Annotated in this window: 13 protein-coding genes; 6 read left to right on the top strand and 7 right to left on the bottom strand. The window is 66.7% G+C overall.

The window, feature by feature from the left end:
• Positions 1-19 precede the first annotated feature (19 nt).
• Together MKL01_RS06965 and MKL01_RS06960 are read right to left on the bottom strand one after the other, a co-directional pair.
• On the bottom strand, positions 20-2,008 hold the full coding sequence (locus MKL01_RS06965) for a molybdopterin biosynthesis protein (protein WP_243904484.1): 1,989 nt from the start codon (positions 2,006-2,008) through the stop codon (positions 20-22).
• Positions 2,005-3,096 carry a molybdopterin-binding protein gene (locus tag MKL01_RS06960; protein WP_243904511.1) on the bottom strand — a complete coding sequence of 364 codons (1,092 nt, stop codon included), beginning with the start codon at positions 3,094-3,096 and terminating at the stop codon, positions 2,005-2,007. The genes MKL01_RS06965 and MKL01_RS06960 overlap by 4 nt, the downstream gene beginning before the upstream one ends.
• A gap of 386 nt (positions 3,097-3,482) precedes the next feature.
• Between MKL01_RS06960 and MKL01_RS06955 the strand changes: the two genes are divergently transcribed.
• The 3 genes from MKL01_RS06955 to MKL01_RS06945 are packed head-to-tail and all read left to right on the top strand — an operon-like array spanning position 3,483 to position 5,703.
• The gene (locus MKL01_RS06955; protein ID WP_243904483.1) at positions 3,483-4,178 is read left to right on the top strand and encodes an ABC transporter permease; all 696 of its coding nucleotides are present in this window, start codon (positions 3,483-3,485) and stop codon (positions 4,176-4,178) included.
• On the top strand, positions 4,175-4,885 hold the full coding sequence (locus MKL01_RS06950; protein ID WP_243904482.1) for a phosphate ABC transporter ATP-binding protein: 711 nt from the start codon (positions 4,175-4,177) through the stop codon (positions 4,883-4,885). The genes MKL01_RS06955 and MKL01_RS06950 overlap by 4 nt, the downstream gene beginning before the upstream one ends.
• Positions 4,858-5,703, top strand: a complete 846-nt coding sequence (locus MKL01_RS06945) for a substrate-binding domain-containing protein (RefSeq protein WP_243904481.1) — start codon at positions 4,858-4,860, stop codon at positions 5,701-5,703. The genes MKL01_RS06950 and MKL01_RS06945 overlap by 28 nt, the downstream gene beginning before the upstream one ends.
• Positions 5,704-6,098: 395 nt before the next feature.
• Here the strand turns inward: MKL01_RS06945 and MKL01_RS06940 are convergent, their stop codons facing one another.
• Both MKL01_RS06940 and MKL01_RS06935 read right to left on the bottom strand, forming a co-directional pair.
• On the bottom strand, positions 6,099-7,559 hold the full coding sequence (locus tag MKL01_RS06940; protein ID WP_243904480.1) for a M48 family metalloprotease: 1,461 nt from the start codon (positions 7,557-7,559) through the stop codon (positions 6,099-6,101).
• 18 nt (positions 7,560-7,577) lie between these two features.
• A complete protein-coding gene (locus MKL01_RS06935) occupies positions 7,578-8,147 on the bottom strand; it encodes a LemA family protein (protein WP_243904479.1) in 570 nt (189 codons plus the stop codon).
• 147 nt (positions 8,148-8,294) lie between these two features.
• On the opposite strand from MKL01_RS06935, the gene MKL01_RS06930 reads away from it, so the two are divergent.
• The 3 genes from MKL01_RS06930 (at position 8,295) to MKL01_RS06920 (ending at position 9,838) form a co-directional block, all read left to right on the top strand.
• The gene (locus tag MKL01_RS06930; RefSeq protein ID WP_243904478.1) at positions 8,295-8,963 is read left to right on the top strand and encodes a PspA/IM30 family protein; all 669 of its coding nucleotides are present in this window, start codon (positions 8,295-8,297) and stop codon (positions 8,961-8,963) included.
• Positions 8,963-9,244 (top strand): hypothetical protein, encoded by a 282-nt coding sequence (locus MKL01_RS06925; protein ID WP_243904477.1) that lies wholly within the window; start codon positions 8,963-8,965, stop codon positions 9,242-9,244. Before MKL01_RS06930 ends, MKL01_RS06925 begins: the two co-directional genes overlap by 1 nt.
• 69 nt (positions 9,245-9,313) lie before the next feature.
• The gene (locus tag MKL01_RS06920) at positions 9,314-9,838 is read left to right on the top strand and encodes a hypothetical protein (protein WP_243904476.1); all 525 of its coding nucleotides are present in this window, start codon (positions 9,314-9,316) and stop codon (positions 9,836-9,838) included.
• Positions 9,839-10,207: 369 nt separating this feature from the next.
• Here MKL01_RS06920 and MKL01_RS06915 read toward each other — a convergent pair whose 3' ends face one another.
• The 3 genes from MKL01_RS06915 to MKL01_RS06905 all read right to left on the bottom strand — a co-directional run bounded on the left by MKL01_RS06915 (position 10,208) and on the right by MKL01_RS06905 (position 13,772).
• Complete coding sequence (locus MKL01_RS06915; RefSeq protein WP_243904475.1) at positions 10,208-10,600, bottom strand: hypothetical protein; 393 nt, start codon at positions 10,598-10,600, stop codon at positions 10,208-10,210.
• Between the two features lie 425 nt (positions 10,601-11,025).
• Positions 11,026-11,286 (bottom strand): helix-turn-helix transcriptional regulator, encoded by a 261-nt coding sequence (locus MKL01_RS06910; RefSeq protein ID WP_243904474.1) that lies wholly within the window; start codon positions 11,284-11,286, stop codon positions 11,026-11,028.
• A 458-nt stretch (positions 11,287-11,744) separates the two neighbouring features.
• Positions 11,745-13,772 carry a TRAP transporter large permease subunit gene (locus MKL01_RS06905; RefSeq protein ID WP_243904510.1) on the bottom strand — a complete coding sequence of 676 codons (2,028 nt, stop codon included), beginning with the start codon at positions 13,770-13,772 and terminating at the stop codon, positions 11,745-11,747.
• Positions 13,773-13,783: the final 11 nt, after the last annotated feature.

The raw sequence follows: 13,783 nt of genomic DNA, 5'->3' as shown, positions 1-13,783 counted from the left end.
CCGGCAAGCTATGTGCGCGTCACGAGGATTTTGCGGCGGCCGAGAAGCCCAGATCGCGCAGCGCCGCGGCCGTCTTAGGCTCGCCGAGCAGTCTCAGAAAGGCTGCTAGCGCCGGCATCCCCTCGGCTTGCTCGCAATAGGCCAGGTCGTAAGCCTCTTCCGTCAGCGGGCGGAAGCCGAGCCCGTAGGCATCCGCGACGCTTGCTATCGCCACGCCCCAGTCAGCCCTGCCTTGCGAGACCGCCGCGGCGACGGCGTTATGCGAGCGCGGCTGGTTCCAGAATCCCGCCGGCCGGGCACCGTTCAGCAGCCCATCCACGAGCAGGCGCGTGCCCGATCCAGCGTTGCGGTTGACCATCACGGCGTCGGAGTCGGAGAGCGCGGAGGCGACCGCGTCCGCGGCGTCCCGACCTTCGAACCTAGCGTCGCCGCGGCGAAACACGACGCCTTGGAGGCGGCGCCAACCGGGGGCGAGGGACATCCCTTCGGTGAGGAACGGGGTGTTGTACCGGCCCGTCTCGAGATCGAAGAGGTGCATGGCGGCGACATCGCATTCGCCGCGTCGCAAGGCGGCGAGGCCGCCGGCCGACCCGACCCAGATGGTACGGGCGCGGTAGCCTCGCTCAGCGAGCAGGCCGACCACCCGGTCCAGACCGATGCAATGGCTGCCGACGATCGTCAGATCCGGCGCCCGGACGCCGGCGCCTAGGCGAACCACGGAGACGCCCTCTCCGGCCTCGACGCCTGCGCGCGCGGCTGGAACCGCGAAAAACCCGTCCGCCTGCGAGAAGGCGGTGACCGAACCCGAGCCCTTCGGCAGCGGCAGGGCGATAGCCCCGTCGGAACCGTGGGCGAGCGAGGTCATCACGAACTCGGTCCGACCGAGCTCGGAGGGCACCCGTTGGGACACGCGCGCCTCGATCGTCTCGTCCTCCCGCGGCGGCAGTCCGGCAAGCGCCCGCACGAAAGGGACGACGAAATCGTGGAAGGTGAACATCGCGGAGGTGGGGAACCCCGGCAGGACGATGACAGGCTTTCCTTGAGCCACCGCCACGCAGAGTGGCTTCCCAGGCTTCAGGGCCACGCCGTGGAACAGGATGCCCGGCTCGCCGAGGCGGGACAGCACACGGTGCGAGACGTCGCCAGCGCCTTTGGACGTACCCCCCGAGAGCACGACTAGGTCGCTGTCGCGTAGGGCGGACCGGAGGGCGACCTCGAGGACGGCAGCATCGTCGCGCACGATCCCGAGCCGAAGCGGTTCCCCGCCGTTCTCGGTCACCGCGGCCGCGATGATCGCGCCGTTCGAGTCGTAGATCGCGCCTTTGGGCAGGGGCTCGCCCGGTGCGACCAGCTCGTCCCCCGTGGACAGGACCGCGACGCGCGGGCGTCTGGTGACGTCGACGGCCGCGAGGCCGCACGCCGCCAGCATACCGATTTCGCGGGCGGTGATCCGTGTTCCCCTGCGCAGCACCGTCTCGCCGCGGGCCATGTCAGCCCCAGCATAGCCTACGAACTGCGCGGGCCGAACTGCGGTCAAAACATCGACGGCGAAGCTCCTGGCGTCGAACTCCGAGTGCTCGATCATCACCACGGCGTCGGCCCCGCGTGGGATCATGCCGCCAGTGGAGATCGGCGTCGCCGTTCCCGGCTGGACGACGATTGTCGGCGCGACGCCGCAGGCGAGGATCTCGCGGTTCAGCGTGAGACGCCGCGAACTCGCCGGCCCGGCTCCTTCCGTGTCTGTCGCCCGCAGGGCGAAGCCGTCGACCAGGGAGCGGTCGAAGGGCGGAACGTCCATCGGGGAGGCGACGTCGCGGGCGAGCACGCGCCCAAGCGCTTCCTCCAAGGGTACCGTCTCTGAAGGCAGGCGCGTGTGCGGGACCGCCGCCCGGAATCTTGCGAGCGCCTCGTCCCGGCTCATCACCCTGAGAAACTGCTCCTGGCTCGAGGCCGCGGCGAGACGCTCGGCGAAATCCGCCGCCTCGTCACGGTCTGCGTCGGCACTCACAGGGCCCAAACCTCTGCCTCCTCGCCGGCCCGAAAGCCTTCGCTTTCTGGCTCGACCACGATGATGCCGTCCGCCTGTACCAACCGAATGAGGGGAAGGTCGGCTGCACCGAGAGGCTCGACGCCATCCGACCCGCTTCGGATGAAGAAGACCTCAGACAGCCCGATCGACGAGACGATCTTTCGTACGAGGACGTGCCGCCGAGACAAGCGGTCCTGCGCGCCGGCAAGCCTCGCGATGAGAGGACGGCCGAGTGCCAAGAATGCGGCGAGCGCCGCCTCGGGACGCCCGGGCACCAGGAGAACCGGCCTGCCGGCTGCGAAGCCGACGGCGGTGGTTTCCCCAGGCCGCATCGCGATGCCATGCGCGCGGACTTCTCCGGCAAGGGCGAGGGCCGCCGCGCTATGGTCCGAGCGGCCGAAACCGCTTCCCCCGACGACCAGTACCGCGTCCGCCGTACCGCCGCGGATAGCATCGACGATGTCGCCGACACCCTGGGCGCGAACGGCGTCGGTCGCCCCGCCTGCCCGCTCGATCAGACGCCTGAGCAGGGGCGATACGGTATCGAAGCTGGACGCACCCGCGGTGACGACGCGGACGCGTGGCTGACGGACGTCTACCGACTTGAGGCCGACTGCCTCAAAGACGAGCAGGTGAAGCGGCTCTATCCGGGTGCCCGCCTCGATCAGCCTCTCGTTGGCGGCAACGTCGTCCCCCGCTCCCCGCACGCCCTCCCGCGTGGCGATGTCCGCGACGACCATCCCGTCCGCAAATCCCTCCGGGGGCAGGACGGCATCGGTGCCGGACGGCAGCGGCTGTCCCGCCTCGACCCATGGCGGTGGTCGCGCCAGGAAGATCGGCGCGTAGGCCGACGCGCCGCCCACCGCAGCGGCCTCGACCGCGAAGCCGTCTCGCATCGCCGTCAGGCCCGCGGGCACAGCGGCGTGCGCGACGACCGTTCCTGCGGCGACGCGTCCGAGCGCCGCTGCGAGCGGAACGGTCGCGGGGGCGACGGGAGCAACCTCGCCGCTGAGCAGGTTCGTCGCCTCCCGAAGCGGGATCAGCGCCGAGGACGCATTTCGGATCATAGTGGCGGCGATGCGCCATCCGGGTTCGATGATCAAGGGCCGGCGTGGCGGTCGACCCAGCGCGCGCCGCGCTCGCGTACCGAAAGAAGCCGTGTCGGCGAGAATACGCGCGGCGCTGCCTGGAGTGCGGCACAGACGACGCCCCGCAGCGAGCAAGTCACCCCGAGAAGGGGGCTTGCTCACATCCCCGACGGATAGCGATGGCCTCGTCGAACGTCCCGACGACACGACAATGGTCGCCCCGGGCGATATGCTCGCCGCCTATCCGCACGCGCTCCCCTGGCAGCCATGACAGGTCCATTCCACCGAACTTGCGTCTCGAGGTCGGACTCGGCGGCTGATCTCACCATCCGCCCCGTCCCATTCCCGCGGACCGGCCCGGGCGCATGATGCAGACGCTCCAGGAAATCCTATCCCGCCTGTGCAGTCTGGATCGGGACGTGCTGGCGATCGCGTGGCTGTCGCTGCGTGTCAGTCTCACCGCCGTCGGCATCGGTCTCGTGCTCGGCATACCCCTGGGTGCGTTCCTGGCTGTCGCCCGCTTTCCCGGACGGGGCGCGGCGGTCGGCCTACTGAACGCCTTCATGGGGCTGCCGCCGGTGCTCGTCGGCCTCGCACTTTACCTCGTCCTCTCTCGCTCGGGTCCGCTCGGACCGCTCCGCCTGCTGTTTACCCCGGCCGCGATGATCGCCGCACAGGCGACGCTCGCGACCCCGCTCATCGCCGCCCTGACGCAGCAGATCGTCGCCGACGCCCGGGTGCATCTCGGAGAGCAGTTGTGCTCCCTCGGGCTTTCCGCACCGCGTCAGGCCATGGCGATGATCTACGACGTGCGCTTCTCCCTCGTAACCGCGGCGCTCGCCGCGTTCGGCCGGGCAATCTCGGAGATCGGAGCGGTCCTCGTCGTCGGCGGGAACATCGACGGGTATACCCGCACGATGACGACGGCGATTTCGCTGGAGACCCAGAAGGGCGATCTCAGTCTCGCCCTGGCGCTCGGCCTCGTGCTGATCGGCCTCGTTCTGGTGGTTAACGTCGCCGTGGCCGTGCTCCGCCGGCACGCCGCGCGAGTGTATGGATGAGCGCGACGCCAGCCATTCGCCTCGAAGACGTGACTCTGTCACTCGACGGCCGAACGGTGCTCGACCATCTCTATTTGGAGATTGCTTCGGGCAGCGTCACGGCCATCATCGGCCCGAACGGGGCCGGCAAGAGCGTCACCCTCAGGGTCATCGACGGGCTACTGCGACCCGACGGCGGAATGGTTCAGGTCGGCCCGCACCGGCGGGCCTTCGTGTTTCAACGGCCGGCGCTGATCCGCGCAACCGCGTTCGCGAACGTCGCGCTGGCTCTCGGAGGCCTGCCCCGTCCTGCTCGTTCCGCACGGGTGGAGGAAGCGCTCGCCCGCGTCCGCCTCTCGAAGCGCGCACGCGATGCCGCGACGCGGCTCTCCGGTGGCGAGCAGCAGCGGCTGGCGCTGGCCCGCGCCTGGGCGGTCGGACCTGACCTGCTTCTCCTCGACGAGCCGACCGCCAACCTTGATCCAGCCTCGACCGAGATCGTCGAGGGATTGGTGTCCGCGATGGCGCGGGCGGGCACCACGGTGGTGCTCGTCTCACACAATCTTGGGCAGGTGGCGCGCCTCGCGGACACGGTGATCGTGCTGGCCTCCGGCCGCGCCGTCGAGCATGGTCCATCCCGCCAAATCCTGTTCTCGCCCTGCACGTCCGAGGCGCGGGCCTACCTCGCTTGTGAGTTGCCGTGGACCCCTTTCGTCGTCGCCTCCTGACCCTGGGATTGGCTGCACTCCTGAGCGCGGCCGGCCTCCTGCCTTCGGCCGACGCCGAACCAACCTCGATCGTCGTCGCCTCTACGACCTCAACCGAGCAGTCCGGCCTGTTCAAACACATCCTCCCGCTCTTCCGGGAGACGTCCGGGATCGACGTGAAGGTTGTCGCCCTGGGCACGGGACAGGCGCTCGAAGCCGCGCGCCGCGGCGATGCCGACGTGGTGCTGGTCCACGATCGTCCGGCCGAGGACAAGTTCCTCGCCGAGGGCTTCGCGGAGAGGCGGTACGACGTGATGTACAACGATTTCGTGCTGATCGGCCCGGCCTCCGATCCGGCGGGCGTGCGCGGCCGGGGCGTGAGTGAGGCCTTCGCCAAGCTCGCGGCCAGCAAGGCGGCATTCGTGTCGCGCGGTGACCGCTCGGGCACCCACAGTGCCGAGCTGCGCAGTTGGAAGGAGGCGGGAGTCGATCTCGCGGCCGTGCGAGGCTCTTGGTACCGGGATGTAGGCCAAGGCATGGGTCCCGCGCTCAACGCGGCCTCCGCCCTCGGCGCCTACATCCTCGCCGACCGGGGGACGTGGCTCGCGTTCAAGAATCGCGCCGACCTAGTCATCCTAGTTCAGGGGGACCCGAGCCTGTTCAATCCCTACGGGGTGATGCTGGTGAACCCCGATAGGCGCTCTGGCGTGAAGGCGAAGCGGGGACAGGCCTTCATCGACTGGCTTGTCTCACCAGAGGGACAGCAGGCGATCGCGGGTTTCAAAATCGGCGGCGAACAGCTGTTCTTCCCGAGCGCCGGCGCGCTTGTGACGCGCTGACCCGGTAGCCGTGAGTTGGAGGACCGGACTGGCGTTGACGCGTTGTACCAGAGCGTCAGGGCAGTCGCCGATCGCTCCACTTCATCACGCCCGAACGGCTAAGCAAGCGATACTGGGAGAGTACCGCAAGACCATTGCGACAAGAGTGAGCCGCTGTGGCTCGGACGTGAAGTCACATCGGATCAGAGCTGCCGCTACTCGAGACTAGCTGCTGACGCAATGCCGGATTGGCTGGCCGCCTGATACGCGCATCCTGCCTGTGCTCGAAATAGGTCGCGAAGCACTCATCTGCTCATGCGGCATCTATCCTCAGAAGCGGACGGGCGGCTTTCGGCCAGAATGCGCCACGTGGGATTGCCGTCGCGCAAGACCGGACGCCTGGTCCGCTTAAAGAGCTAACGACTGACTGCGCGCCTTTCTTTGGCATTAGGCGACGAGAAGGTGCCGCTCGGATTATCGGCCATCACAGCCAACATCGCGCCAAACGGCCCAGCATGCTCACTCTGCACGGTGAGAAATGCGGTCATCTCCTTCGGATCGCACTTCCGAGCCAGAAGTGGAACATCGGCCAGGGCGGCGATCGCTCCAACGTTGCAGGCTATGCCCTTGGCGGCAGCCGCGAGGAAGACGTTGAACGGTCGAGGATCGAAGACCGCGATCAGCGCGGCCGGGCGATCGAGCTGCTTGGCATGACTCCCAAGGACGACTGCAACCGCCAGGATCGCACCGTAGCTCATGTTGCGGGTCAGACCGAGCCAGTTCCTAGTGTCATCAACGGCGACGCGACGGAGTGCGCTCAGCGCGCGCTCTCCCCCTGGCCTGTCAGGATGGACCGATGCGTCATGCGGGCGGTCGGCTGACCTGCGTAGGACATTCGGTCGCGTGTCATGTCGCGCAGCAGCAACAAGCGCCATGGACCCAGTCACCGCGACGATTGCGGTCACGCGGTCATCCATTCTCGGGTGCGTCGCCAATCCGCCATCGACCGCGCCATCGATCATCATCGCGTCCTGTCCGAGGGGGAGTCCGGCGATCGCACTGTTGCCGTGCACCTTCCGCAAGGCCGAGATGAGGGCGGCGGGGTTCTGCGTCACCTCCACGGCGACCGCGTCGGCGACAAACTCACGGGATGAAGAAATCAGAAGCCGGATGAGCCGGCCTGCCTTCAAGGCCGACTGAGCGATGAAGTTGACAATCAGCACGAACACGAGGATCGGGGGAAACCACAACGTCAGGATCGGGAGACCCACGAGTTCCTTCAGCGGCGTAGTCTGCTTCATCCGTGATGTGATCAGCCAGTCGAGCAGGCGCAGGCATACGTTGGCCGCGGCCATCAGGCGGATGTCGCCATTGCGGATGTGCGCGAGCTCGTGCACGACCACGGCTGCCAACTCGTCGTCGTCGAGACCGTCGATGAGCCCGCGCGTCACAACGACGACAGCGTCCTTGCGCCGTATGCCGCACGCAAATGCGTTCATCGCAGGCGAGGAGATCACGCCGACATAAGGTAGCGGTAGGCCCATGCTGATCGCCAGCGGTTCGACGATGCGGCACAAGCGCGGCTCGTCCTGCTCGTCCACGAACGTGAAGGCCATGATCCTGCGCACGGCATGGACGTGCCAGAGAAGAAGCGCAACGAACAGGATGATGCCGGCAAGCGTCACCAGAATCAGGTAGCGGCTCGCGTAGCCGGCCCAGGTGAAGCCCGGCGCATGCTCTGGGTCGAGAGCAGCGAGCGGCAGGTAGAGCGCCAGTACGGCTCCGACATGGAAGGCGGCGAGAAAGCCGGCGAACAGAACCAGTGAACGTCGGTCGTTCGCCGCGATCCAGCCGAACAGGCCGTTGACGCGCAACATGTGGCTCTCGCAGGCAGTTCAGAACTTGAAGGCGACAGGTTCGTCGATAAGAACGCGCTCGATGCCAAGGTCGAACGGCCTGCGCAGCTGCATCTTCCAGAGCCGCGCGACGAGGCTGCCGGGGAACTGGCGCAGAGTCGCCCCGTACTCGCCGACAGCGAGGTTGTAGAAGCGGCGCGATGCAGTGATGCGGTTCTCTGCAGAGACGAATTCATCGCGCAACGCGCCGAATTGACTCGACGCCTTCAAATCGGGATAGCGCTCGGCCGCCCCGATCAGGGCATTGATGGTCTGCGTCAGGTTCTTCTCGGCCTCGAGACGTGCCTCGGGCTGGATTGCGGCGAGGGCGGCTGTACGCGCCTCGGTGACGCCGAGCAGCACATCGTGCTCGTGCTTGGCATAGCCTCTGACCGTCTCGACCAATCCTGGGATCAGGTTCTGCCGGTGTTTGAGGTGCGCATCGATGTCGGCAAACGCCGTCTCGCAGCGCTGATCGAGCGCGACGAGGCGATTGCGGGTCGCCACGACGATGTAGAATGGAGCGGCGGCCAACGCGATGGCCAGCAGGACGAGACCGGTATCAACCATGAGGGCACGCCTCTCATCGAAACGCCTGCCACGATGGAGCTGCCGGGTATAGAAACTGTTTATCTCGCCGAGAATTACTGCTCGGTCTTAATCAAAGCTCAATAAGCGTTAGTCGATCTTACATCGTGGGTGCTGTCGAGGTGCGCTATGTCTGAATCGATCTTTTCACGAATGTCGCGAATTTTATCGGCTTCGGTCGAGGACGCGATCGACAGGCTGGAGGCCGCCGGTGGCCCGGTGCTGATGCGCGAGGCTATCCGCGAAGCGGAGCGGGCCATCGATCAGGCGAAGGCAGAGCTCGACAGCATGACAGTGCGTCGTCTGCAGGCGGCGCGCCAGCAACAGCTGCTGGCTAAGCGCATCGAGGATCTGGGTGGCAAAGCCGCCTTCGCCGTCGACGAGGGCCGGGAGGATCTCGCCGAGGCGGCGTTGTCCCGGCAGATCGATTTCGAGACCCAGGCCAAGGCGCTCGAGGATGTGCAGGCGCAGGTCCGGGCCGAGGAGGCGGAACTGGAGCCCGGCCTCGCGGCACTGGTGGCGCGCAAGGGGCAGATGGAGGAAGCGCTTGCCGCCTTCGAGATCTCAAAACGCGAGGCGGGGATTGGCTACTGCCCCGTACGTCGTGAACACTCACCTGGTCAGCGGCTCGACGTGGCGGAGAAGGCGTTTGAGCGCGCTATGAAGGGTGCGGGTGGCGTCGGCTTCACACCTGCCGAAGCAGGGACGATCCACCGGGTTGCCGAGATCGACGCGCTTCAGAAGAGTGCGGCCATCGCCCAGCGGCTGGCTGCTCTCAAGGCAGGGCGGGCAGCCTGATGATCCGCAAACCGACCGAAGCTTGGGGGCGCGAGCGCGCGATCGTCACCGGTGCTCGATCGGCGGCCGTCGCCGGTGCTGCGGCGGCCAAGGCGGGAACGTACTACCTCCGCGGCCTGATCTGCTGGGGTTTTGCCCTCCTCTGGGGCTTTGCGGCGCTAGCCGGTAGCCTTCTCGCGGGTAGCTTGCCGACGTTGCTCGGCGTCGGCGCCATGGCGGCATTCATGGCGTGGTCTGGCACGCGGATGTTCGCCAAGGCGCGGGCCTTGTCCTGGGTCTGACGAAGAAACCCTCGGCCCGCTCTAGGGGCGGCAGACAGCACCAATTACGTGCATATCGGAGGCAGACAGATGGTGCGCGGTTTCTTGTTCCTTGCCGCCGTGGCGTTCACCCTCATCGGTCCTCTGGTTTACGCCGGCCCACAGCTCGCAAGCGACCTGCAAGTCGGCGGCCGGTGGGTGTTAGTCGACGACCTGGCGATCAAGGAGTCGAAGTGCACGCGCTGGTACTATCTCGTCTCCACCTGCCACATTGAATACGTCGCTCGTGGTGACGCGAGCCGCGTTGGCGGGACGCTCAACTATCTCGTTTTTGGAAGCTGGTCCGGTGAACGTGCGCGTTTGCTGCGTTCGACCACGGATCCGAACCGGATCGGAACCACGCTCGGTTTGGAGCACATGCAGCAGCGGGTTATCTCGTTTAGCGTCTTTGTCTTGATGCTGGCAATGTTCCTACTGACGATGATCCGATTTGGCTTATCGGCCTCGCGGACAAGCAAGCCCTCTGTAGCCGACCTGAAGGTTGAAGAGTCTGTGCCGACGGCTGGCGTCCGGTCCTTCGATCGAAGGCAGAATGGGGGTGCCCAGGTAACGTGAATGCTAGATCCTGAGTCTAGCGTCTCAGATCCGACTCGTAGATCCGATAGCACGGCCGGTAAATCAGATAAGACTCGTTGCCGCAAACCGGGTCGGTCTATCGAGCTTTAACTGACCAGTCCCTAAATCTTTTATGGTGTGCGGTCCGACATTGCCTAACAAAGCCAGGACACAAGGTCCGCTTCAGCCACTGGATCGCCTGCAAACGGGCATCTGCATTTAGCCGGCTTAGCCGTCTACGGAACAGAGTTTCACGTCCGCTTTCCCGGCAAGTCTTGTTCGAAGCGGACCAGCCGCTTCCGGCCACCTTCGGTCATTCTGGTTCGATCAGACCTCCAGCAAGCGGACCTTCTGAAGGTCTGAGAAGGGTCATACCACGACGTCGTAAGCGGCGAGCTCAGGCAGCATCGCCTCGACGACGAAATCGACGAAAGCTGCCGGCACATCGAGGTAGAATTCCCGATCGGAATAGGCGCCGACATGAGCTGGCAGCCCGCTGGCGAGGAACCACGCGGCCAATCGGTCGAGGTCGGCTTTTGAGGTGTCGCTGAGGAATGAGATTTGCGAGCGCTCCCGGTCGTGATCCCGATGCCCGGTGTCGCTACGGCTGAGCTGAAGATCCACGTTGGCCCCGGGCTGTCGCAACCACACGGCGCGTTCGATCCGCCGCAGCTCGACGAACCCCAGCTGCCCGACGAATATGTCCACGACGGTCTGGAAATGACCCGGGTTCACCCGGTTGGCGACATGGTTGAACCGCACGATCCAGCTCCGTCCCATCCCCTAGGCGTTGGCATAAAAGACGGGTCCGAAGGCGTCGAGCAACTGACTGACGGCATTGGAGCCGAGGTTCAGCTAGGCCGAGCACCTGCCTTGCCGCGTCACCCCCAGCCGAGCTTGGCCATATGCATCAAATTGATCATGGGGAGTGGAAGGCAGGCAAACACCAGAACCCTGGTTGGCGGTTTCTTCAGCTTGGTTGAGCCGTTCGAAGGCGGGTTTGAGGGGTTCGAGGGGCTGGTTGATGAGGTTGGGCAACTGCACCTGGGTGCCGACGCCTGTACCCCTTACCTACCCTCGCAAAAGCCCGTGCATCGCGTGTATCCCGTGCAGGGCATATCGCTTCGGCTGGCGGACCATGACAGTCGAGTCGCGAATTCAGCCGGATGATCCCTCTTCATTCACGCTCAGCGTCGCTTCCGTCCCGCCGACAGGGGCGACGGCTCGGCCTCGTCGCTCGCCGGCACAGCCAGCAGGTCGAGGATGTCGACCGCTAAAGCTGTCGCCAAGCGGTCGAGCAGATCCACGGTCGGGTTGAAGTCGCGCCGCTCGATGCCGTTGACGTAGGTGCGGTCGACGCCGGCATCGACCGCCAGACCTTCCTGGGTGATGCCCCGCTCAACCCGCAGCCGCCGCAGGTTCCAGGCGACGCGCGCTCGGCCTTCCATGCCGGCACTGGCATCACCTTGCCCGCCGCAAAAACACCGAATATATTCGACATGAAACCAACGTCAGGTTTCGCCTGTCGCCCGGCTCCTATCATTGACGGCTTCAATATCCTCGAAGCTCGCCTCCCCGAACTCCAGCCACCATCAGCGCAGCCAAGGACCAATCATGCGCATCGCCGTGCTGATCATCGGGCTGTGCATGTCCCTCGCCGTCGGCCTACAATCCTGCGCCGTCAGCCTCGGCGGCGGCATAGCCAAGGATTAGGCGATCAGCGCCGGCGGTGCTGTCGGTGTCCTCGTCGCCCTGCTCTACCTACTCGGCTCGGCCTTTGCCCTCGGGCTGCCCCGGGCCTCGGTCGCCATGTTCCACATCGCCGCCCCGCTCGGCATCGGCGTCGGCAGCAGCTTAGGTTTTCACGACTTGCGGATCTGGGGCTTCGTCGCCCTCGCGCTCGCCGCTATGGCCTACCTTGGCGTGCGCGAGCAGCGCCGCCGCAAGGTCCCTGTAAGCGGGGAAGTGAGCTCATGAGGCCGGCGGCAATACGTTTGCCCACTTCCGGCGCTTTAGGAGCCTTCCTAGCCAGTCTCGTCGGATTCGCTGAGCCGATCGAGAACCAGGGGACGAGGATGATGACGAGGAGGCCGGCCAGGAGGGCCACGATGTAGCCGACGATCGGGCGCATCCCGGCGTCGGGATGGATGCGGCTGATCGCGCAGGCGGCGTAGTAGCCGACCCCGAAGGGCGGGGCGAACAGCCCGATGCCCATGGCGAGGATCACCACCATGGCGTAGTGGACCTCGTGCACGCCCACCGCCCGGGCGATCGGGAACAGCAGCGGCCCGAACAGCACGATCGCCGGGATCCCCTCCAGCACCGAGCCGAGCACGATGAAGGCGGCGGCCGAGACGAACAGGAAGCCGAGCGTGCCGCCCGGCAGGCTCTTCATCACCTCCGCCAGCGTCTGCGAGAAGCCCGACTGGGTCAGCGCCCAGGCCATGCCGGTGGCCGCGCCGATGATCAGCAGGATCGCCCCCGACAGCGTCGCGGTGGTCACCAGCATCGGGTAGAGCCGCCGCCAGTCGAACTGCCGGTAGATCAGCAGGCCCGCGAGCATCGCGTAGACGATGCCGATGGTCGAGACCTCGGTGGCGGTGGCGATGCCCTCGACCACGGCGAAGCGGATCACGAACGGCAGGGCCAGCGCCGGGATCGCCACCAGGAAGGCGCGGCCGATGATGCGTCCGGAGGGCCGGGCCACGTGGCTCAGGTCCTCCCGGCGGTAGCGCCACCAGACCAGCGCGCACAGGGTCGCGGCGAGCACGAGGCCGGGCAGCAGGCCGCCGGTGAACAGGGCGGTGATCGACACGCCCGTGACCGAGCCGATGGTGATCAGCACGATCGAGGGCGGGATCGTCTCGGTCTGCGCGCCGGTGGTGGCCAGCAGCGCCACGAGGTCGCCCTCCTTGGCGCCGCGGGCCTTCATCTCGGGGAACAGCACCGGGGCGACCGCGGCCATGTCGGCGGCCTTCGATCCGGAGATGCCCGAGACGAGGTACATCGCCCCGACCAGCACGTAGTGCAGGCCGCCGCGGACATGGCCCAGCAGGGAGGCCAGGAATCCCACCATGGCCCGGGCCATGCCGGTCATCTCGATCAGCAGCCCGAGGAACACGAACAGCGGCACGGCGAGCAGGATCAGGTGGCTCATGCCCTCGTCCATGCGCCCGACCACGACCATCGAGGGCGCGTTGGTGGTCAGCGCGATGTAGGCGAAGGTCGACAGGCCGAACGCGAAGGCGATCGGCACCCCGGAGAAGACCAGGGCGCCGACGCCGAGGACGAAGAACAGCAGCAGGTTCAGGTTGCCGAGGTCCATCAGCCAGGGCTGCAGCGCCACGAGGCCGGCGGCGACGCCGGCACCCAGCACGAGCGCCCCCGCGGTGAGGCGCCAGTCGGCGGTCTCCAGCAGGCGGATCACCGCGACGATCAGCATCAGGCCGAGGCCGACCGGCAGGGCGGCGGCGCGCCACGCGTTGTTGAGTTCCAGCGCGGGGGTCTGGACGAAGGTCTCCTCGCTGGCGAATTCCCAGGCCGGCTCCAGCAGCAGCGCCACGAAGATCAGCCCGGCCACCAGGGCGACCGTCTCCAGGAAGGCGCGCAGGCGCGGGCCGCTCATGGCGACGAAGGCGGTCATGCGCATGTGCTCGGCCCGGCGGAAGGCGACCACGGCGCCCAGCATGGCGAGCCACAGGAACAGGATCGAGGCGAGCTCGTCCGACCAGACCAGCGGCTCGCGGAACACGTAGCGGCTGACGACGCCGCCGAGCAGCACCAGGATCTCGGCCAGCACGAGCGCCGCCGCCGGGATCTCCACCAGGTAGCCGAGCCCGTCGTCCAGCCGGCGCAGCCAGCTCCGCGCCCGCAGGGGCGGACCCGTCAGCGCAACCCCCGCCGTCGTCTCGACGGCCGCAATATCGATCTGCATGGCGCCCTCCC

It is taken from the genome of Methylobacterium sp. J-070 (assembly GCF_022829385.1).
Classification (GTDB): Bacteria; Pseudomonadota; Alphaproteobacteria; order Rhizobiales; family Beijerinckiaceae; genus Methylobacterium.
Note: the sequence above shows the minus strand (reverse complement) of the source record. Positions and strands in the feature narration are given on the sequence as shown.